22 protein-coding genes are annotated in these 19127 nt (G+C 51.5%); 10 read left to right on the forward strand and 12 right to left on the reverse strand.

Annotated features, from left to right (window positions below; all coding sequences use genetic code 11):
• Positions 1-83 precede the first annotated feature (83 nt).
• From accB to GKR98_08120, 3 genes are read left to right on the forward strand one after another with little or no spacing between them, the layout of a single operon-like run.
• Positions 84-587, forward strand: a complete 504-nt coding sequence (gene accB / locus GKR98_08110; GenBank protein ID QMU58160.1) for an acetyl-CoA carboxylase biotin carboxyl carrier protein — start codon at positions 84-86, stop codon at positions 585-587.
• A 9-nt stretch (positions 588-596) separates the two neighbouring features.
• The gene (gene accC / locus GKR98_08115; protein ID QMU58161.1) at positions 597-1943 is read left to right on the forward strand and encodes an acetyl-CoA carboxylase biotin carboxylase subunit; all 1347 of its coding nucleotides are present in this window, start codon (positions 597-599) and stop codon (positions 1941-1943) included.
• Positions 1944-1982: 39 nt separating this feature from the next.
• On the forward strand, positions 1983-2618 hold the full coding sequence (locus tag GKR98_08120) for a leucyl/phenylalanyl-tRNA--protein transferase (GenBank protein ID QMU58162.1): 636 nt from the start codon (positions 1983-1985) through the stop codon (positions 2616-2618).
• On the opposite strand, the gene GKR98_08125 is transcribed toward GKR98_08120, so the two are convergent.
• From GKR98_08125 to GKR98_08145, 5 genes are all read right to left on the reverse strand, one after another.
• The gene (locus tag GKR98_08125; protein QMU58163.1) at positions 2582-3016 is read right to left on the reverse strand and encodes a DUF2155 domain-containing protein; all 435 of its coding nucleotides are present in this window, start codon (positions 3014-3016) and stop codon (positions 2582-2584) included. The genes GKR98_08120 and GKR98_08125 overlap by 37 nt on opposite strands.
• Positions 3013-3459 (reverse strand): MCE family protein, encoded by a 447-nt coding sequence (locus GKR98_08130; GenBank protein ID QMU58164.1) that lies wholly within the window; start codon positions 3457-3459, stop codon positions 3013-3015. Before GKR98_08130 ends, GKR98_08125 begins: the two co-directional genes overlap by 4 nt.
• A 4-nt stretch (positions 3460-3463) precedes the next feature.
• Complete coding sequence (locus GKR98_08135; protein QMU58165.1) at positions 3464-3847, reverse strand: NADH:ubiquinone oxidoreductase subunit NDUFA12; 384 nt, start codon at positions 3845-3847, stop codon at positions 3464-3466.
• 149 nt (positions 3848-3996) lie between these two features.
• On the reverse strand, positions 3997-5256 hold the full coding sequence (gene clpX, locus GKR98_08140) for an ATP-dependent Clp protease ATP-binding subunit ClpX (protein ID QMU58166.1): 1260 nt from the start codon (positions 5254-5256) through the stop codon (positions 3997-3999).
• Between the two features lie 166 nt (positions 5257-5422).
• Positions 5423-6052 carry an ATP-dependent Clp protease proteolytic subunit gene (locus GKR98_08145; protein QMU58167.1) on the reverse strand — a complete coding sequence of 210 codons (630 nt, stop codon included), beginning with the start codon at positions 6050-6052 and terminating at the stop codon, positions 5423-5425.
• Between the two features lie 143 nt (positions 6053-6195).
• Between GKR98_08145 and GKR98_08150 the strand changes: the two genes are divergently transcribed.
• A complete protein-coding gene (locus GKR98_08150; GenBank protein QMU58168.1) occupies positions 6196-6462 on the forward strand; it encodes a metalloregulator ArsR/SmtB family transcription factor in 267 nt (88 codons plus the stop codon).
• 59 nt (positions 6463-6521) lie between these two features.
• Positions 6522-6995, forward strand: a complete 474-nt coding sequence (locus GKR98_08155) for a hypothetical protein (GenBank protein QMU58169.1) — start codon at positions 6522-6524, stop codon at positions 6993-6995.
• 6 nt (positions 6996-7001) lie between these two features.
• Here the strand turns inward: GKR98_08155 and GKR98_08160 are convergent, their stop codons facing one another.
• Positions 7002-7205, reverse strand: coding sequence for a hypothetical protein (locus tag GKR98_08160; protein ID QMU58170.1), 204 nt, complete (start codon positions 7203-7205; stop codon positions 7002-7004).
• A gap of 123 nt (positions 7206-7328) precedes the next feature.
• Positions 7329-7895 carry a hemerythrin domain-containing protein gene (locus GKR98_08165; GenBank protein QMU60025.1) on the reverse strand — a complete coding sequence of 189 codons (567 nt, stop codon included), beginning with the start codon at positions 7893-7895 and terminating at the stop codon, positions 7329-7331.
• Positions 7896-8002: 107 nt separating this feature from the next.
• Here GKR98_08165 and GKR98_08170 point away from each other — a divergent pair, with 107 nt between their 5' ends.
• Together GKR98_08170 and GKR98_08175 are read left to right on the forward strand one after the other, a co-directional pair.
• Positions 8003-8689 carry a ribulose-phosphate 3-epimerase gene (locus GKR98_08170; GenBank protein QMU58171.1) on the forward strand — a complete coding sequence of 229 codons (687 nt, stop codon included), beginning with the start codon at positions 8003-8005 and terminating at the stop codon, positions 8687-8689.
• A gap of 255 nt (positions 8690-8944) precedes the next feature.
• A complete protein-coding gene (locus tag GKR98_08175; protein QMU58172.1) occupies positions 8945-9604 on the forward strand; it encodes a hypothetical protein in 660 nt (219 codons plus the stop codon).
• A 93-nt stretch (positions 9605-9697) separates the two neighbouring features.
• Here GKR98_08175 and GKR98_08180 read toward each other — a convergent pair whose 3' ends face one another.
• Together GKR98_08180 and GKR98_08185 are read right to left on the reverse strand one after the other, a co-directional pair.
• The gene (locus GKR98_08180) at positions 9698-11182 is read right to left on the reverse strand and encodes a pyridoxal-phosphate dependent enzyme (GenBank protein ID QMU60026.1); all 1485 of its coding nucleotides are present in this window, start codon (positions 11180-11182) and stop codon (positions 9698-9700) included.
• Between the two features lie 99 nt (positions 11183-11281).
• Positions 11282-11446 carry a hypothetical protein gene (locus GKR98_08185; GenBank protein ID QMU58173.1) on the reverse strand — a complete coding sequence of 55 codons (165 nt, stop codon included), beginning with the start codon at positions 11444-11446 and terminating at the stop codon, positions 11282-11284.
• A 380-nt stretch (positions 11447-11826) separates the two neighbouring features.
• On the opposite strand from GKR98_08185, the gene GKR98_08190 reads away from it, so the two are divergent.
• Positions 11827-13178 (forward strand): IS3 family transposase gene (locus GKR98_08190; protein QMU58174.1). Its coding sequence is split into 2 segments (ribosomal slippage): positions 11827-12163 and positions 12163-13178, totalling 1353 coding nucleotides; the frame shifts between segments, so codons are not numbered across the junction.
• Positions 13179-13522: 344 nt separating this feature from the next.
• Here the strand turns inward: GKR98_08190 and GKR98_08195 are convergent.
• Positions 13523-13918 carry a sulfur reduction protein DsrE gene (locus tag GKR98_08195; GenBank protein ID QMU58175.1) on the reverse strand — a complete coding sequence of 132 codons (396 nt, stop codon included), beginning with the start codon at positions 13916-13918 and terminating at the stop codon, positions 13523-13525.
• A gap of 178 nt (positions 13919-14096) precedes the next feature.
• Here GKR98_08195 and GKR98_08200 point away from each other — a divergent pair, with 178 nt between their 5' ends.
• Both GKR98_08200 and bmt read left to right on the forward strand, forming a co-directional pair.
• A complete protein-coding gene (locus tag GKR98_08200; protein ID QMU58176.1) occupies positions 14097-15494 on the forward strand; it encodes a phosphomannomutase in 1398 nt (465 codons plus the stop codon).
• A 101-nt stretch (positions 15495-15595) separates the two neighbouring features.
• The gene (gene bmt / locus GKR98_08205) at positions 15596-16606 is read left to right on the forward strand and encodes a betaine--homocysteine S-methyltransferase (protein QMU58177.1); all 1011 of its coding nucleotides are present in this window, start codon (positions 15596-15598) and stop codon (positions 16604-16606) included.
• On the opposite strand, the gene recN is transcribed toward bmt, so the two are convergent.
• Together recN and bamD are read right to left on the reverse strand one after the other, a co-directional pair.
• Positions 16607-18256, reverse strand: coding sequence for a DNA repair protein RecN (gene recN / locus GKR98_08210; GenBank protein QMU58178.1), 1650 nt, complete (start codon positions 18254-18256; stop codon positions 16607-16609).
• Positions 18257-18268: 12 nt separating this feature from the next.
• Positions 18269-19111, reverse strand: coding sequence for an outer membrane protein assembly factor BamD (gene bamD / locus GKR98_08215; protein QMU58179.1), 843 nt, complete (start codon positions 19109-19111; stop codon positions 18269-18271).
• Positions 19112-19127: the final 16 nt, after the last annotated feature.

Genomic DNA, 19127 nt, shown 5'->3' on the forward strand with positions numbered 1-19127 from the left:
ATTACTTCCCCTTGCCAATACCCTTGCGTATAAGCATGGAAACAATACGTCGGCCGGAAAGCCGCGAAGCGCAGAGGACGAGAATGACCAAGAAATCACACGACGCTGACGTCGACTTTATTAAAGCACTGGCCGAAATGCTGCGCGAAAACGATCTGAGCGAATTGCAGGTCAAACGCGAATATCCTGAAGACGGTAGTTTAAATGTGCGTGTCAGTCGAATTTCCTCGGTTGCAGCTGTCGCAGTTCCGGCAGCGCCTGTCGCTCCAGTTGCCTCAGCAGCGCCCGCCGCGATCCCGGCGGCTGCGCATGCCGCACCAGCGTCAGACGCGCCCGAAGATCCGGCAGCACATCCTGGAGCAGTTTCCTCGCCAATGGTTGGTACTGTTTATTTGGCCGCCGAACCTGGAACCGATGCATTTGTGAAAGTCGGCGACAAAGTCAGCGAAGGTCAGACTTTGCTGATTATCGAAGCCATGAAAACTATGAACCAAATTCCTGCACCTAAATCAGGCACAGTCAAACGGGTGTTGGTCGAAGACGGCGCGCCCGTTGAATTTGGCGCTCCTCTGATGATCGTCGAGTAAGGGCAGCCGATGTTCGACAAAATCCTAATCGCCAACCGGGGCGAAATAGCGCTGCGCGTGATCCGTGCCTGCCGCGAAATGGGCATCAAGTCTGTTGCAGTTCATTCGACCGCTGACGCTGACGCTATGCACGTGCGGATGGCCGACGAAAGTGTTTGCATCGGTCCCCCATCCAGTATGCATAGCTATTTGTCTGTGCCAGCGATCATTTCGGCATGCGAGATCACCGGCGCGCAAGCGATACACCCTGGATACGGGTTTCTGAGTGAAAATGCGAACTTCGTGCAGATCGTCAAAGATCACGAAATCACGTTTATTGGCCCGTCGGCGGAACATATCCGCGTTATGGGTGATAAAATTACAGCCAAAGACACGATGAAGAAACTGGGTGTTCCTTGCGTGCCCGGTTCTGATGGCGGCGTTCCGACGTTGGAAGATGCTTACAAAGTTGGCGAAGACATCGGATATCCAGTTATTATCAAAGCCACCGCTGGCGGCGGCGGGCGCGGTATGAAATTGGCAAAGAACGCCGAAGAAATGGAAACCGCATTCCGAACGGCTCGATCAGAAGGCAAATCAGCTTTCGGCAACGACGAAGTTTATATTGAGAAGTATCTCAGCACCCCGCGTCACATCGAAATTCAAGTGTTTGGCGATGGGAAGGGAAATGCCGTTCACCTGGGCGAACGTGATTGCTCGTTGCAGAGACGTCACCAAAAGGTATTCGAGGAAGCCCCAGGCCCCGCCATCGACGCCGCAACTCGCGCACGTATCGGCAAAGTCTGCGCCGAGGCCGTTGCGAATATCAACTACATCGGTGCTGGAACTATCGAATTTCTATACAAAAATGATGAGTTCTATTTCATCGAAATGAACACCCGACTTCAGGTTGAGCATCCCGTGACCGAGGGAATCTTCGATGTGGACCTTGTTCGCGAGCAAATCCGTGTCGCTGCAGGTCTACCAATGGAGTTCAAGCAGGAAGATCTGCAAGTAGAAGGCCATGCCATCGAAATTCGGATTAACGCAGAGAAGCTTCCAAACTTCTCGCCTTCTCCCGGCAAAGTAACACAGTACCACGCACCTGGTGGCTTGGGCGTTAGGATGGATTCGGCGCTGTATGCCGGCTATTCGATCCCACCATATTATGACAGCCTGATTGGAAAACTGATCGTTCAAGGCCGTGATCGTCCGGAAGCACTGGCGCGTCTATCTCGCGCATTGTCCGAGTTGATTATTGATGGAATTGATACTTCGGTTCCGCTTTTTGCCGCGTTGCTTCAGGAAGAGGCAATTCAAACAGGCGACTATAATATTCACTGGTTAGAAAAGTGGCTGGAAGACGCGTTTGAGTAGTTCGACCACCTACATCTGAAATCGTCGGAAGTACCCCGTATGTCGATTTCGTCTGAGCAACTATTGATGGCCTATTCTTCGGGAATATTCCCGATGGCGGAAAGCCAGGACGATCCGGAGCTTTTCTGGGTTGATCCGAGGCGTCGAGGGGTTTTGCCACTTGACGGCTTTCACATTTCTAAATCCCTTGCTCGGCGGCTGAGGCGACCCGATTACAGCGTCGCCTTGAATCATGACCTCGCAGCAGTTTTGGATGCCTGTGCTGATCGCGAAGAAACTTGGATCAACGGAACGATCCGCGAATTAATGCTTTCGCTGCACAAACTTGGGCACGTTCATTCGCTAGAAATTCGCCGCGATGGACACCTTGTGGGTGGAGTCTATGGAGTATCGATTGGCGGCGCATTTTTCGGTGAAAGTATGTTTTCTCGGGCCACTGACGGATCGAAAATTGCACTGGCTTGGTTGATCGATCACCTACGCCGCTGTGAATTTCGACTGTTTGATGCGCAGTTTATAACGCCACATTTGGAAAGTCTTGGCGCAGTCGAGATTTCAAGAGCCGATTATCGAAGGCAACTTTCAGAAGCGATTTCTGTGGAGACAAGCATCCACGCCAAAAAACTTGAAACCGGACGTCAAGCGTTGGTGCAGCGAATGATCCATACGTCATAACGCGCATGATCAAGGGCGTTAAGCGCCGGGCTGGACGCGATCATCCAGCCTTCAAATACTGTTACTGACCTCAGCGAGTCAGAAACCTCGATCCACGCGAATGCCTCGCCCGCCAGATTATCTTCAGGATACCGACATTCACCGAGTTTTATGTCGATCCGGCCAAGATCTTTTGATTGGCCCACTGCCAGCTCCATATCCACAACTTCGCCAGACACTTTGTCGAGGCCACGTACTGTTGCCCCAGTTGCGCGAGCGATGTGAACGGAATTGGCTGCGACATCCGGTTGCTCCAAAAAAACTTGCGATCCATCGATCGGTGACGTGATCACGACGTCTTGTGCCACTGCAGAATTACTCGTCACCAGAAACACCGTTGCCAGTGCTTTCCAGTTCATTCGTCTCCTCCGGAAACAAACTTTAGGAGCAACTGCACAATGCTAACTGAACTTTGAGTGTCTTCAATCTCGGCGCCTGGTTCGAGGTTAACCAAAGAGCCACCCGGTAAAATTTCAACAAAACTACCGCCGAGCAACCCTTCCGAGGCGATAACCACTGCGGTGTCGTCGGGCAAACCGACTTCATCCTCAACCGAGAACACCGCACTCGCACGGAATGTTTGGGGATCGAGTTCCAGGGAACGAACACTGCCAACCTTAACTCCAGCCAACCGGACATCCGTTCCGACGGTCACCCCTTCGGCCGATCTGAATGACGCAGAGTAGGTAGTGTCACCACCGGCACCACCGAATCCGCCAAATTGAGATGTGTAAATCAAAAAGCCCGCTGCTACGGCCAAGACGGCGCTACCAGTCAGAACTTCACCGACATTTTCTGCCATGTTGTTACTCCGGCTGCCAGGCCTCGTAATCTCGCCGCACAATCGGATCTGCACGGCGGATGGAACCCGCTGGGGCATAGGCCGCATCCGTGCCAGTCAGGTTTTCTTGATGCGGTTTTTCCCACGTTTTCTTTTTCAAGGGAGCTTCATTTGGTGGTTCATTCCAAGTGTGATGGAGCCATCCATGCCAATCCGGGTCCACTCTGCTGGCTTCGGCCTCACCATTGAAGATAACCCAGCGCCGCTTGCCGTCCTTATTCTGATAAAAGACATTTCCCTGTTCATCTTCGCCAACTTTTTGGCCATGCCTCCAAGTATAGAACTGGGTGCCCAAAGTCTGGCTATTCCACCATGTTACAGCACGAAGAAGTGTATTCAGGATGCCCATCTTGGACCTTTCAAAGACCACTATAGCCGGTATGCCGCATGGGCGTTCTACAGTCCAGAGATCAACCCGCTCTCGGCAGAGATTATGCGAGCATCGGCATGGATACGCCGCTGACCGCGATGCTTTAAAGTATTACCAATTCAGTAATCTTAACCTGCGCTGGCGGGTTCCTGCTTTGAATCAGCATGAATCATTAGCGGAGCAGCCGAAGCATTAACTGATTCCTCGTTCACAACGACTTCTTCGACACTGTCCAATCCCGGCAGCTCAAACATGGTATCGAGCAAAATATCTTCCATGATCGACCGCAGACCCCGTGCTCCTGTCTTACGTTCAATGGCACGTTTTGCGATGGCACTGAGCGCATCCTCGGTGAACGACAATTGAGCATCTTCGAGTTCGAAAAGACGCTGATATTGTTTCACCAGCGCGTTTTTTGGCTGAGTGAGGATCGTAACCAGAGCGTCCTCGTCCAGATCTTCCAAGGTTGCAATCACCGGAAGACGACCGACAAATTCGGGGATCAGGCCAAATTTCAAGAGATCCTCTGGTTCGAGGTCTTTGAAATACTCACCGACCGATTTCGAATCCGGGTCGCGCACATCCGCGCCAAATCCCATTGCCGATCCTTTGCCCCGCTGGGCAATGATCTTGTCGAGACCAGCAAAGGCACCGCCGCATATGAACAAAATGTTTGTAGTATCTACCTGCAAAAATTCCTGTTGAGGATGCTTGCGTCCGCCTTGTGGAGGCACACTTGCAACCGTGCCTTCCATGATTTTCAACAACGCTTGCTGAACACCTTCACCGCTGACGTCGCGCGTGATTGACGGGTTGTCCGATTTGCGCGTGATCTTGTCGACTTCGTCGATATAGACAATGCCGCGCTGAGCGCGTTCAACATTGTATTCACTCGCTTGCAGCAATTTCAGAATAATATTTTCGACATCTTCGCCAACATAGCCGGCTTCAGTCAGCGTGGTTGCATCGGCCATAGTAAACGGCACATCAAGAATGCGCGCTAAAGTCTGTGCCAGCAACGTTTTTCCGCAACCAGTTGGCCCAATTAATAGAATGTTGGATTTAGCCAACTCAATGTCGGATTTTCCGGCCTGATTAAGGCGCTTGTAATGATTGTGGACGGCCACAGACAAAACGCGTTTGGCATGTGCCTGCCCGATAACGTAGTCGTCAAGAACTTCGCAAATCTCAAGCGGTGTCGGCACGCCGTCCGAAGACTTTAAGCCCGCAGTCTTTGTCTCTTCGCGAATGATGTCCATGCAAAGCTCGACACACTCATCACAGATAAAGACCGTTGGACCGGCAATCAGCTTACGAACTTCGTGCTGGCTTTTGCCGCAAAAAGAGCAGTAGAGCGTATTCTTGCTGTCACTGGAGTTATTCGCCATTACTTAACCTTCTCGGCCCATCGCCACTCTCTGCTACCACTCGATTATGGCCGCAGAAATCTCTCAATCGTCTCCACGTCCCAAACCTAAGGCACCCAACCTAGGGGCACAACGCAAATTTGTTTGATCGACACATTGAATTTTACTGTGATCGCCCTTCTCTTCGTTAGTCCTGATCGCCCTCTGGTGGGGCACGGGACGCCACAATCTCATCGATCAAGCCCCAATCTTTGGCCTCTTCTGGCGTCATAAAGTTATCCCTTTCCAGAGCATCTTCAACTTTGTCGAGCGATTGTCCGGTGTGATGAACATAAATATCATTCAAACGACGCTTTAGCCGTTCAGTGTGCCGGGCGTGGATAATGATGTCGGTCGCCTGCCCTTGAAACCCACCGGACGGCTGATGAACCATTATTGAGCTATTGGGTAGCGACATGCGCATGCCTTTGTCACCAGCGGTCAAAAGCAACGACCCCATTGACGCCGCCTGACCGACAACGAGCGTTGCGATCTTCGGACGAATATATTGCATGGTATCGTAGATCGACAGTCCTGCGGTGACGACACCACCAGGGCTATTTATATACATTGATATTTCTTTGGACGGATTTTCTGCTTCAAGATGAAGGAGTTGGGCCACGATAAGCTGACTCATCCCGTCATGCACGGGACCATTTACAAAGATGATCCGTTCTTTCAGCAAGCGGGAAAAGATGTCGTATGCCCTTTCACCGCGGCTGGTCTGTTCGACCACCATCGGCACAAGGTTCATATAAGTCTCGATAGGGTCGCGCATTTGCCCTGCCTTTTTGTTCGCTGCGTTTTAACGCGTGGATGTTTCCAGAGTCTTAGTAGCGCGTATGGCCACCTGCAAGGGAGGGAAAGAGAAATCATTTCAATCAGAATAGACATTTAGTAAGCAAAGTCTTACGGTAAGTTATGGCTTACCATTATGAAACTTCAATCTTGATGGCGGCATTAGGTGATCCAACTCGTCGCTCAATTGTCGAATGCCTGGGTAAGTCGCCGAGCAATGTAAGACACATCGCCGACAGGTTGCCGGTCACGCGTCCAGCGGTCTCTCAGCATTTAAAGGTCTTATTGAACTCGGGAATTGTGACTTTCGAACCAGTTGGGACACAGCGGGTCTATCGACTTGAACCAGCGGCTATCGCTGCGCTTCGGGACTGGTGCGACAAACTTTGAGACGACGCATTGGAAGCCTTTGCGGGCGAGGCGCAGAGGGTCGCGAATGAGGAAGATCCATGACCAAACCTGTAATCAAACATCAACTTGTACCGCTTCCGCCTAGACAGGCATTCAATCTTTTTATCAATCAAATTGGACGTTGGTGGCCTGTCGAAACCCATTCTCTCAGCGCGTCCCTAAATAAAAGTCTTCCTAAGAACGTTTATGCCGAGCCTCGGGAAGGAGGGGAAATTCTAGAAGTGTGTTTCGATGGTGAAATCCGTCCTTGGGGAACCATAACGGACTGGCATCCTGGAGAACGGCTGAACATTAAATGGTATGTTGGGCGTCCAGAAACTGAAGCTACGCTGATCGAGATTACTTTTGAGGCCGATAAAAACGGGACGAGACTAAAACTTGTTCACTCTGGTTTTGATGCTTTGAAAGAAACTGCAAACGAAATCAGGCAGGGGTATGACGCCGGCTGGAATGGAGTCTTGGGAGCCAATTTCCAGGAGCTTTGCTCAAGAGCCGAAATATCGAAAGATTAGTTTGTCTTAAGCTGCCCTGTTGGGATCAACTGTAGGTTCGGTCCCTGCCCAATGCCCAAAAATTTCATCAGCCAGATCATCAGCATCCTCAACAAGTCTATGACCGCTGGAGTTAGGGCGCTTTCGAGCCGGATCGACGAGCGTTGGTCCCCAGAACCAGACAGAAACGACGACCAGCAATGTGATCGGGACGAGTTGCAACAAGTCCATCAGGACCTCCCGTCGTTAGAGTTCGGGCACGCAGAATGCCCGGACCTGACATTGACGAGAAAAAGTGGCAAAACATTGACACAATATTAATATATTTCATGGAACTAGCGCGACGGTGTCGATCTAAGCCAAACTTTCCGGCTGATGTTTTAAGAGGATAGGCACGACCAATTCTTCTTCGTCCACTAAATGTCGGTTCAAGTTGTGGCTTGCGAGCTTCAATTGGGAACTGAAAGGCCCGACTTCATCGCGCCAATTAGTTGCAGATCCCTCGAATTGGATAACCTGATTGGCCTTGACGATAAATGTGTCCAACTGAGCGTCAATTGAATGATGATCCCGATCTAGAATATCAAAACCACTTTCAAGGCCAGTTTCCAATTGTTTCAAAAGAGGAAAGTAATGCTGGTCTTCGATTGTGTGATGCCCATGGAGTTCACGAACAAAGAATCCAGCATATTTTGACAGACGCGCATTGAAGACCCTTGGATCAACATTTTGGGAAAGAGCATTTTCCGTTTCTTCGGAGAGTTTGCCAATCAGACGCCGGAACATTTGATGTCTGTCCAGCCAAAACAGAATTAACTGGCTGAAATTTGGATGTATTTCCCAAAGTTCACGTGGATAGTCATTTAATAGCACACGAAGTGCGTCGGGTAGTCCATCACGCACATTCAAACCTTCATTCATGATTTGCATCCATGCCATTTTTTCGAGAAGGCAAATAAGCGCGTTTCACTGCTGGACCCCAGATATGATGTCGCGCTACATCGGCACCAAGAAAACTGGAGACACTGATGTCATTTGATCGATCCATCAAAATTGCCCCATCCATCCTGGCAGCAGACTTTGCCAATTTCGGTGCTGAATGCCGCGCTGTCGAGGCCGAAGGTGCCGATTGGATCCATGTTGACGTAATGGATGGACATTTTGTTCCGAATATAACTTTTGGCCCGGCGACCTGTGCCGCGTTGCGCCGCCATATCAAGGGTGTAATGGACGTGCACCTTATGATCGCGCCAGTTGACCCCTACATCGAGGCATTTGCCAAAGCTGGAGCGGATATACTGACTGCGCATGTTGAGGCTGGTCCGCACTTGCATCGAACGCTACAGGCAATTCGCGGGGCGGGAATGAAGGCGGGTATCGCCCTAAACCCTGGCACTCCTGCGAGCGTGTTGAAAAACTTGCTAGATGACTTCGACCTTGTTTGCGTTATGACGGTGAATCCCGGATTTGGTGGGCAGAAATTTATCGAAAGTCAGGTTTCCAAGGTTTCCGAATTGCGGGATATGATTGGCGACCGCCCAATTCACATTGAGATCGACGGCGGAGTTGATCCAAAAACCGCGCCGAGAGTCGCCAAGGCCGGTGCGGACGTTTTGGTAGCAGGCTCTGCTGTATTCAAAGGTGGATCGGTCGACGACCCGGCTCCTTATGGCGATAACATCAGAGCAATTCGAGCGGCCATTCAAACCGCCTAAATGCGTGATCACTCACGGCAATTGCGCAACGCTGGTTCTGAACCCACGCAAGATGAACAACGTTGACTTGACGAAACGGGACGCTGCAAGAAGATTGTGTCTGCGGGGGCCAACAAATCGGGTAAGTCGACAACGTGACACCTATTGAGTCCTTTGTTCTATCTGCAACCGTTGTTTTGGTTCTTGTATCGCCCATGACCGGTTCGTTTCTCAAGTGTTGGGCCGATCGTTCTTCCGTCGGGAAAAGCGTTTTAGATGGCCGGTCATTTTGCGATAGCTTGCGGCAAAACGCTTGGTGCCCGCGATCTGTTTCCCATTTTGTCCTGGATAGTTGCAGGCGGCAAAAGCCGATGCTGCCGTCAGCCTTTGCCTTGGACGTTGATGACGCCCGAATTGACAAGCCTTGGATTGGCAATTTGGGCGGTACTGGCCGTTGATCCGCCATTGCTGTTACCGTCCTTGGTTATTGCATGGATGTTGCAGGCAATTGCTCTTTTGGCTGTACCTGCATCACGCACCGCGACGACCATAGGAATGATACTTGCCCTGTTTGGGCTGACCTTGTCCTGGGCCGGGCTTACGGACGATATTGAAGTTCATTTGCTTGGATTTGCGCTTGGTCTGCTGGTGGCCTCCGTGGCTTGGTCTGGGGCATCAGATCCAAAGGCACGATTTTTGCAGGCTGCCACGCTTCTGCCGCCAATGGGCGCTCTGTTGGGAGTTGAGGGTATGGCAGCGGCACTAGCCCTCGGCGTTATAGCGAGTGTCCTGCACCGTTTTTACTCTAAAGTCGTGGATCATGGGCCAGGGTCCACCGGAGCTTGGGCATCATCTTTGGCTATTGGTTCTGCAGCCGGAGCTTGGATTGTCTGGGTTTATGGGGTGGATACGTTGGCACGTATGATCTCCGGCTAAAGGTTTGTAGATTTCACTTCACATATTTGAACTAACGCGCAAAAACTGCGCTGCCCAAGCGCCATCAGCTTGGGCAGCGCTGGGTGCAGTCCCTTAGCGCGGATGTAGCCATGTTGGCAGAAAACTGTAGGCATCCCGTGTCATACTTGGATCGAAGCCAATGCTGTCGGCCTGGAACTGATCTTTAATTGAGCCGTCGTTAAAGGCGTCAAAGAACTCGGTTGCTCCTCCAACATGCTGACCACTTACAAAGATCTGCGGAATCGTAGGAACTCCGGTTCTGTTTCGCAATACAGTTCGAATTTCCCCACCCAGATTATCTTTTTGATATTCAACAGAATCTAGGTCTACAGATTTGTACTCAATACCGGCTTCGGCAAATAGTTTTCGAACAGACCAGCAAAACTCACACCACTCCAAAGCAAACATCACAACCGAGTTTTCGCCGAGAGTTTTGTCAACGAACGCTTCAACTTCCGGTTTCGTGGGTACTGTCTCGGATGCTGCGGCAACACCGCCACCTGAAGACACATCGAAGCGATACCCCGAAGTCGATCGCGAGATATCCAATTCTTCATCGGTCATGGTTTCTGCGACACCGTCGAAAAGTACAGTTGAGATATACCGTTCGCCAGTGTCTGGAATCATTGCGAGAATTCTGGAACCTTCGGGTGCCGTTTCTGCGACTTTTAATGCTGCGGCGAACGTTGCACCCCCACTAATTCCGCAGAAAATCCCTTCCTTAACAGCCAGATCCCGAGCGGCGTTTAGTGCCGCATCACCCGAAATGGGCTGAAAACTATCGATGACTTTGGCGTCTAACGCATCTTCAGCCAACTTCGGAATAAAGTCAGGGGACCATCCTTGCATCAAATGCGGGCGGAACATCGGGTGACTTACAGATGGTCGGCCATCATCGCCCCTAACCTGGGGAATGCCATTTGAAAGGATTGGAACATTGTCCGGTTCAGTAATTACAATTGTCGTATCTGGACTGTGCTCGCGCAAAACGCGCGACACTCCTTTCAGAGTGCCTCCGGTTCCAAAACCCGACACCCAGTAATCCAAACCCACTTCAGAAAAATCTCTCAAAATTTCCTGTGCTGTCGTGCGCGAATGCATATCGGCATTGGCTTCATTCTCAAACTGCCGTGGCAAGAACCATCCATGTTCGGCAGCAAGTTCCTCAGCCTTTGCAATCATGCCCGACCCCTTCTCGGCCGCCGGCGTCAGTACTACTTTTGCGCCAAGGAACCGCATGAGTTTGCGGCGTTCAACGCTGAAATTTTCGGCCATCGTAACAACAAGAGGATAGCCCTTTTGGGCGCACACCATGGCCAGACCAATTCCGGTGTTTCCGCTTGTCGCTTCAATCACTGTTTGGCCCGGCACGAGTTCGCCGCTGGCTTCACCCGCTTCTATCGAAGCAAGCGCAAACCGATCCTTAACTGAACCAAGAGGATTGAACGCTTCGAGTTTTACAAACAACTCAACATTCTTTGGTCCAACGTTGTTCACACGAACAATTGGCGTATTGCCAACGGTTTCAAGTATTGAATTCTTTAGTCCAGCCAACATTTGCGTCTCGCTTCCTTGGCTGCAATCCCGATCGACAGCATCCAAAAATCTTTTGTGCTTATTTAAGTAAGTCATTGTCATGCTCCTTTGCAGAAAACGTCAAGCGATCATCGGCACCACGCAGTGGACGAAAATGCCTGCCAGGCTTGCGGAGCCAGCCAACGCGATCTTTTTTCTAAATGAGAATTTATTTTTGCGAGGCCATTCCGAGTAAGGTCCGACGACATTGACGGGACTGGAGTTTTGAATTGTTTGGATGCTCATGATTTTGGTCCTTTGTGTATGCTTCGAGATGGCACCGTTATTCATGCACACGCGCTAACCACCGTGAAGGCGACGTGTCGGGCTCCGTGATTTGCAGATGAATCTTCGTGAATGTTGCGAAAAGACTGGCTTTTTTACTGACAGCGATCCTGTTGCACCCATTTTCTGAGACGTGCTAACGAGTAAACCGTGGGGAGCCTCAATGATTTCAATTAACTTGTTTGGAAAGTTTTCTGTCACCGACGAGAGCGGGAATATCGTTCAAGTGACCGGAGCCAAAAGCCAGGGCTTATTTGTCTGAAGTCAGCGCCTATGGGTCCAATTAGGTTAATTTGATAAGAGAGTTTTGTTGGCTCATCGTAACCACTGAGGAGTGGGACATGAGACAGACAACTGGAACTCGCAGGAGCCCCGGCGAGAAGATCGTCAAAGAGATCAAGCGCGCGACGCGCAAACAGTATTCGTCAGAAGAGAAGATCCGGATCGTGCTGGATGGCTTGCGTGGCGAAGACAGCATTGCTGAGTTGTGCCGTCGTGAGGGAATATCTCAAGGTATCTACTACAAATGGTCCAAGGACTTCATGGAAGCTGGCAAACGGCGGCTTGCTGGAGATACGGCGCGTGCGGCTACGACCGACGAAGTCAAGGACCTGCGCCGCGAAGCCCGAGACCTGAAGGAGGTCGTTGCCGAGCAAACACTGGAACTGCGTCTTCTCAAAAAAAGCATGACCGGCGGTGGGGGCGACCAAGAATGAGGTATGCTGCATCTGAGAAGTTGGAGATCATCCGGCTTGTTGAGGGGTCGCATTTGTCTGCTCGTCGAACATTGGCAAAGCTGGGCATCCCCCGCACCACATTTTACCGTTGGTATGATCGGTATCGGCAGCGCGGCGACGCTGGCCTTGTGGATCAAGCGCCTAAGCCCAGACATGTCTGGAACCGCATCCCCGACGAAGTCCGGCGCAAGGTCGTCAAGCTGGCGCTGCAGGAGACGGAGCTGTCGCCGCGCGAACTGGCAGTGACGTTCACGGATCGGGAGCGCTACTTCGTCTCGGAATCTTCAGTCTATCGGGCCCTGAAGGCCCACGATCTGATCACCAGCCCGGCCTTTATCGTGCTCAAGGCGGCAAACGAGTTCAAAGACAAGACCACTGCGATCAACCAGCTTTGGCAAACCGACTTCACCTATCTCAAAGTGCTTGGCTGGGGCTGGTTCTATCTCAGCACAATCCTGGACGACTACAGCCGCTACATCATCTCGTGGAAACTCTGCACGAACATGCGGGCAGAGGACGTGACGGACACCCTGGATTTGGCGCTACAAGCATCAGGGTGCGATCAGGTTCACGTCATCCACAAACCCCGCCTCCTCAGCGACAACGGGTCCAGTTACGTCTCTGGCGATCTGGCTGAATGGCTGCAGGACAAAGGCATGAAGCATTCTCGGGGCGCACCATATCATCCCCAGACACAGGGCAAGATCGAGAGGTGGCATCAAACCCTGAAGAACCGCATCCTATTGGAGAACTACTTCCTTCCGGGAGACCTCGAAACCCAGATCGAAGCCTTCGTCGATCACTACAATCATCAACGCCACCACGAGAGCATCAACAACGTCACACCTGCCGACGTCTACTTCGGGCGTGACAAAGCCATTCTAAAGCAAAGGGAAAGGATCAAACGAAAGACACTCGAAGCACGGCGCTTGCATCACCGCCTGCACGCCGCATAATCAAACCAACCAGATCAGCCAAACTCTCTCTTAGTCTAGGCCGCCCTTGGTTCCCAAAACCCTGACGACGGACAGGCAAAAGCGCGCCACCACCGACAATCCAGGACGATTCTGCACCGCATTCACTTGGGAAATGCCCGACCGAGCAGTCATAGATATTCGCGCTGGTGAATTCATGACCAAGTGACGCAAGCCAGGTCCTCAATTGCAGATCCGTTTTTTCCCAAGTGCCTGTGACATTGGGATAGTGTTGACACGCAAGTAGAATCCCTACCCGAGCCATGTTCGTTTCTCCTAGGATGGTTGGCACGGCCGAAGTCTGTATTTCGACTCCGGCCATACAATTACATCAGCACCCGAGCGCCTTCCTCGATGAAATCCATGGTATTGGGCGCCCCACCGATTTCGGCACCATCAATCAAGTCCTCCTGAGTGATGCCCATGACAGCCGCACAGACTTTGCAGACCCAAATGCCGCCGCCTTTGCCGGTAAATTCTTCGATAAGGTCTTTTACTGGCGCGTAACCTAGCGCGACATGGCCATCGGCACCTCCTTTGGTGACGAGATGCAAGGCTTCGCACGTCAGAAACATCCGCGCCTTTCCCCGGTTTGCTGCAGCATTTGCAATGATGAACGGAACTGTTGCTTTCTCGATCTGATCGGTGCCCCAAGTGCTGTTTACAAGATACGACATGTCTTTACTCCTTTGTGATGATCTCATTTCGTATGAGCACAACATCGAGGAGCGGTGTTAGTCGAACGTCTGTCAAAGCGATGAGTGAGTGTGAAAGCACCGTGATTTGCGAAGAAAATAGTGTGAATTAAGCCCTTATTGAGTTTTGGCGTAATATTTTTTGCAGCTGCATCAGCAAGTAGTCACTAGTTGTTAACCATATTTCGATCGAGTTCGTTCCAGCATGACGTCTAATCCAACAAACCGGTGCTTCAAAAAATACGACATCCGGGGAGTTTTCGGTGAAAATCTAACCACGATCGTTGCCTATGACATCGGCCGAGCTCTTGCTCAAACACTTGAAGCACGCAAGATTGTTGTCGGCTTTGATTGCCGCCTATCCAGCCCTGATCTCTCAGAAGCATTGTGCAACGGAATTTGTGCGCAAGGATGCGATGTTGCCCACTTGGGACTTTCTGGAACTGAAGAGGTTTATTTCGCCACTGACGCACTTGCTGCAGATGGTGGTGTTCAGATCACTGCGTCCCACAATCCTGCTGACCAGAATGGGTTCAAAGTTATTGGACCGCAGGCAAGGCCATTGAGCGCTGAAGAATTCACCAGGCTCAAGGTATTGGCCTCGGGAACATTCTTCAAAAATCATTTGCCTAAATTGGGCGCAACTTTGGAGATTTCTACCCGCCGTGAATACGTCGACCGAGTATTGGCCATCACTGGTTTCGCGAGAACAACGTCTAAAAAAGTTGTGGTAAATGCGGGCAACGGTGTTGTAGGTCCTGCAGCCGACGCGATAATCGCAGAACTCGCCAATCGAGGTTGCACACCCGAGATAATCAAGATGGCATGGGAACCCGACGGAACTTTCCCATTTGGCGTACCTAATCCTCTGTTAAAATCAAACCAAGAAATCACGGCAAATGCAGTGAAGTCTGCGGGTGCGGATTTCGGTGTAGCTTGGGACGCAGATTTTGATCGTTGTTTCTTTTTTGATGAGACCGGAAAATTTGTGTCGGGAGAGTTAGCGGTCGCACTTTTGGCGCGCCGATTACTTTCACATCACAAGGGTGCTACTGCCGTATATGATCCGCGCGCCGTGCTCTGTATTGAAAACAGTATTAAGAAGGCAAATGGCCGAGGCGTGATTGCCAAGGTTGGACATGTTCACCAAAAGCGAACGATGCGCGAGGCAGATGCCATCTATGGAGGAGAATTATCCGGACACCACTACTTTCGTGAATTCATGTGCTGCGATAGCGGAATGATACCATGGTTAGTTGTGCTTAGGATGCTCATCGAAACAGGCAAGCCGCTGTCAGAGCTCGTTGACGAAGTGTCTCTGGGTTTTCGATCGTCTGGCGAGCTCAATTATCAGTGCGCCGATTCTAAATCATTGATCGACAAACTCAATGAAGACAAATCCTTTTCTGACGCAGGACGATCCTGGGTTGATGGGCTAAGTTTAGATTTTAAGTCGTGGCGGTTAAACGTTCGATCGTCTTCGACCGAAAATCTGTTGCGTTTGAATATTGAAGCAGCGGGGTCTGAAGACCTTCTTCAGGAGCGAATTCGAGAAGTTGTAGCGCTATTCGTCTCAAACGGCGCCCGACCTCATGTTTCCTAGCCGAACACATAGACACCTCATGAAGTTTATGAATTTTATTGAATTGCTGGTTGGCTCTGCTCATGCGATGCGTCTGGCACAAAGACGAAAGCGCAAATCCAATGTCAAATCGACTCCAAGACCTGTTGGCCACCAGGCAATGGTTACTAGCTGACGGAGCAACCGGTACAAACCTGTTCAACATGGGTTTAAGTGCAGGTGACGCCCCAGAATTATGGAACGTGGATCACCCGGAGAAAATTCGGAAACTTTATCAAGACTCGGTCGATGCTGGTTCGGATATATTCCTTACAAATACATTCGGCGGCAATGCGTCGAGGCTGAAATTGCACAACTGCGAGAATCGAGTGCGTGCACTGAACCGAGCCGGAGCAGAGCTTGGTCGTGAAGTCGCTGACATCGCCGATAGGGATATCATAGTCGCCGGCTCGATGGGCCCGACCGGAGAGATTTTTGAACCAATCGGAACGCTCAGCCATCTTGACGCGGTTGAGATGTTTCACGAGCAGGCCGAAGGCCTAAAAGAAGGCGGTGCAGACGTTCTTTGGGTAGAGACCATCGGTGCAGTGGAAGAATATGCTGCTGCTGCCGAAGCGGCACAGCTTGCGAACATGCCCTGGTGTGGAACCATGAGTTTCGACACAGCCGGCAGGACTATGATGGGCTTGACGAGCAGTGGCTTGGCAGAACTTGTTGAAAATTTAGCATACCCTCCGCTCGCCTTCGGTGCGAATTGCGGCGTCGGCGCTTCGGATCTATTGCGCACAGTCCTTGGGATTGCAGAGACAAAACCCAACCGGGCAATTATTGCCAAAGGTAACGCAGGAATTCCGAAATACGTTGATGGTCACATTCACTATGACGGCACCCCCACACTCATGGCGGAATACGCAAAACTTGCGGTCGATAGCGGCGCCAAAATTGTTGGTGGTTGTTGTGGTACGACGCCGGAACACCTTCGCAGCATGCGCTCTGCACTTGAAGCTCACACAGCTGGCGAAACGCCGAGTCTGGACACCATCAGTGCGGCTTTGGGCGCTTTTTCATCTGATAGCGACGGAACTGGGAATGTTGAAGCCCCTGCGAGAACACGAAGGCGCCGACGCGGCTAGTCAGCCATCCAGCAGCGATCTAGCGGCGGCGCGGGCTTCTTTGGTAACCGTGTCGCCGGATAGCATGCGTGCCAATTCGTCCACGCGAGACTTCTCGTCCATAGGAACAACATTAGAGGTCGTCGTTTCACCTTCAACTGATTTTTCGACACGCCAGTGGTGCGCGCCACGAGCGGCGACTTGCGGTGAATGCGTTACCGCCAGAACTTGAGCCCCCTCGGCAAGTTGAGCAAGCCTTCTTCCAACGGCGTCTGCGGTCGCACCACCAACACCGCGATCAATCTCATCAAATATCATGGTAATCCCGTCAGCCTCGGACGTTAGACAAACCTTCAAGGCAAGCAGGAAGCGGCTAAGTTCTCCGCCAGATGCAATCTTGTTCAGAGGGCCTCCGGGTTCGCCAGGGTTCGTTGCCACTGTAAAGGACACAGTATCCTTGCCGTCCGGTCCCGCCTGACATTCCTGAATTTCCGTCGCAAAAGTGGCGCGCTCCATTTTAAGTGGCGCAAGCTCGCCGGCCATCGCATGATCTAATGACTCGGCAGCTTCAGACCTGGCACTGCCCAACGCGTCAGATTGTTCTTCATAACGCTCTTCGGCTTCTGCAACTTCCCTTTCCAGGGCGGCCAAATCGTCATTGCCCTGATCCAAAAGATCCAGCTTTTCACGCAAAGATACGCTAAGTGCCGGCAAGGAGTCGGGAAGGACATCGTGCTTTCGTGCCAATGCTCGGATGGCAAAGAGCCTTTCCTCGGCGCGTTCCAGATCTTGCGGGTTTACATCAATTGCCGAAAGCGCGTTGGCGACAGACGCCTCAGCCTCACCGACTTCGCCAATGGCACGGCCAAGAGCATCAATTGAATTATCCAACGCGCCCTCCGCATGAGGTGCAGCTCCTTCCAACCAGCGGGCGGCATCCAAAAGTAATTGTTCAGCACCGTCTCCGCTAAGAGCTCGATGAGCTTTTTGAACGTCTGCTCGAATTTTGTCAGCAGCCTGCATAACCCGACGCTGTGAATCCAGCTCCTGATCTTCACCTACGACGGGCGCCAATACTTCGATTTCTTCCACCGCGTGACGCAGGAATTCCTCTTCTTTGCCGAGTTCCTTCAATCTGTCCCGTGCTTCACGAAGCGATTCTCGAGCGCCAGCTAAGTCTCTCCAAGCGCCGCGGACTCGGGATACCATGTCGGCCAGATCACCATATTCATCCAAAAGCGCGCGATGACCTTTTTGGTTGAGGAGCCCGCGATCGTCGTGCTGACCATGAAGTTCTACCAATACATCTGATAAGGCGCGTAATATCTCTCCAGACACCCGTCGATCATTCACCCACGCCGTTTTGCGCCCGTCGAGTGTATTAATTCGGCGCATTATCAGCTCATTATCGAAAGGAAGGCCCGCGTCTTTCAGAATGAAGACAGCCGGATGAGACTCCGGTATTGCAAACTCGGCGATTACCTCTCCCCGTTCGGCACCTGCTCGCACCAATTCGGCGCGCCCGCGCCAACCCAGCACGAATCCCAGGGCGTCCAACAGAATTGATTTTCCCGCGCCGGTCTCTCCGGTCAACACATTCAAGCCCGGTTTCAACTCAAGTTGCAGGTGATCAATGATCAACATGTCCCGGATTTCGAGACTCTTCAGCATAGGACTATCGCTTTACAACCATTCGCCACGGACAACCTGACGATAAACTTGGCGAAGCCAACCATCGCCCTGTGCTTCAGGCCGAAGCCCCTGCCCGGTCAACAGTGCGAAACTATCTTCGTACCAGACCGTCGATTGGAAGTTGAAACCCAATATCGCGCCCGCGGTTTGGGCTTCGTCATTCAAACCGAGCGACAGATAGGCTTCAACCAAGCGATGTAAGGCTTCGGGTGTCTGGGTTGTCGTCTGGAAATCTTCAACGACAACACGGAAACGATTGATCGCAGCTAGAAAGTTACCTCGTTTTAGATAGTATCGCCCGATTTCCATCTCTTTCGCGGCAAGGTGATCAAAAGCCAGATCAAACTTCAATATCGCCGAACGTGCGTAATCACTATCAGGGTATTGCTCGATGACGTCGCGGAGTGACTGAAGCGCCTGGAAAGTTAGGCCCTGATCTCGCCCCACATCATCGATTTGATCATAATAAGACAACGCAAGAAGGTACTGGGCATAGGCGGCGTCTTCATCGGCTGGATAGGTATTCAGAAATCTTTGGGCAGATCCTCGGCTGGACTCGAAGTCTCGGTCTCGATGATAAGAAAAGGCCTGCATGATCAAGGCCCGGCTGGCCCATTCCGAATAAGGGTATAATCTTTCCACTTCACCAAAAAAACGCGCTGCTTCTTCCGCGTTGCCATTACTTTCAAGTTCGAACTCGGCGCGCTGATAAAGTTCTTCGGCACTGAAACTTTCTAGGGGTCGCCCTTCGTCCTCAGCGCCACCGCAGGAGGACACGCCAACTGCGATAACAACTGCCATCACTAAGCGACTATAGTGCCGGACAATTAACATGCGTTCCCACTTGCCT

This window comes from Boseongicola sp., from assembly GCA_014075275.1.
Lineage (GTDB): Bacteria > Pseudomonadota > Alphaproteobacteria > Rhodobacterales > Rhodobacteraceae.

What these genes read in the sequence shown, in the direction of transcription:
- recN (QMU58178.1), bottom strand. Translation starts at nt 18,256, where the DNA reads ATGCTGAAGAGTCTCGAAATCCGGGACATGTTGATCATTGATCACCTG.
- GKR98_08150 (QMU58168.1), top strand. Translation starts at nt 6,196, where the DNA reads ATGGCTTACCATTATGAAACTTCAATCTTGATGGCGGCATTAGGTGAT.
- GKR98_08165 (QMU60025.1), bottom strand. Translation starts at nt 7,895, where the DNA reads ATGAATGAAGGTTTGAATGTGCGTGATGGACTACCCGACGCACTTCGT.
- GKR98_08135 (QMU58165.1), bottom strand. Translation starts at nt 3,847, where the DNA reads ATGGGCATCCTGAATACACTTCTTCGTGCTGTAACATGGTGGAATAGC.
- bmt (QMU58177.1), top strand. Translation starts at nt 15,596, where the DNA reads ATGTCAAATCGACTCCAAGACCTGTTGGCCACCAGGCAATGGTTACTA.
- clpX (QMU58166.1), bottom strand. Translation starts at nt 5,256, where the DNA reads ATGGCGAATAACTCCAGTGACAGCAAGAATACGCTCTACTGCTCTTTT.
- accC (QMU58161.1), top strand. Translation starts at nt 597, where the DNA reads ATGTTCGACAAAATCCTAATCGCCAACCGGGGCGAAATAGCGCTGCGC.
- GKR98_08145 (QMU58167.1), bottom strand. Translation starts at nt 6,052, where the DNA reads ATGCGCGACCCTATCGAGACTTATATGAACCTTGTGCCGATGGTGGTC.
- GKR98_08180 (QMU60026.1), bottom strand. Translation starts at nt 11,182, where the DNA reads ATGTTGGCTGGACTAAAGAATTCAATACTTGAAACCGTTGGCAATACG.
- GKR98_08155 (QMU58169.1), top strand. Translation starts at nt 6,522, where the DNA reads ATGACCAAACCTGTAATCAAACATCAACTTGTACCGCTTCCGCCTAGA.
- GKR98_08125 (QMU58163.1), bottom strand. Translation starts at nt 3,016, where the DNA reads ATGAACTGGAAAGCACTGGCAACGGTGTTTCTGGTGACGAGTAATTCT.
- GKR98_08130 (QMU58164.1), bottom strand. Translation starts at nt 3,459, where the DNA reads ATGGCAGAAAATGTCGGTGAAGTTCTGACTGGTAGCGCCGTCTTGGCC.
- GKR98_08175 (QMU58172.1), top strand. Translation starts at nt 8,945, where the DNA reads ATGGCCGGTCATTTTGCGATAGCTTGCGGCAAAACGCTTGGTGCCCGC.
- GKR98_08200 (QMU58176.1), top strand. Translation starts at nt 14,097, where the DNA reads ATGACGTCTAATCCAACAAACCGGTGCTTCAAAAAATACGACATCCGG.
- GKR98_08195 (QMU58175.1), bottom strand. Translation starts at nt 13,918, where the DNA reads ATGTTGTGCTCATACGAAATGAGATCATCACAAAGGAGTAAAGACATG.
- bamD (QMU58179.1), bottom strand. Translation starts at nt 19,111, where the DNA reads ATGTTAATTGTCCGGCACTATAGTCGCTTAGTGATGGCAGTTGTTATC.
- accB (QMU58160.1), top strand. Translation starts at nt 84, where the DNA reads ATGACCAAGAAATCACACGACGCTGACGTCGACTTTATTAAAGCACTG.
- GKR98_08170 (QMU58171.1), top strand. Translation starts at nt 8,003, where the DNA reads ATGTCATTTGATCGATCCATCAAAATTGCCCCATCCATCCTGGCAGCA.
- GKR98_08185 (QMU58173.1), bottom strand. Translation starts at nt 11,446, where the DNA reads ATGAGCATCCAAACAATTCAAAACTCCAGTCCCGTCAATGTCGTCGGA.
- GKR98_08120 (QMU58162.1), top strand. Translation starts at nt 1,983, where the DNA reads ATGTCGATTTCGTCTGAGCAACTATTGATGGCCTATTCTTCGGGAATA.
- GKR98_08160 (QMU58170.1), bottom strand. Translation starts at nt 7,205, where the DNA reads ATGGACTTGTTGCAACTCGTCCCGATCACATTGCTGGTCGTCGTTTCT.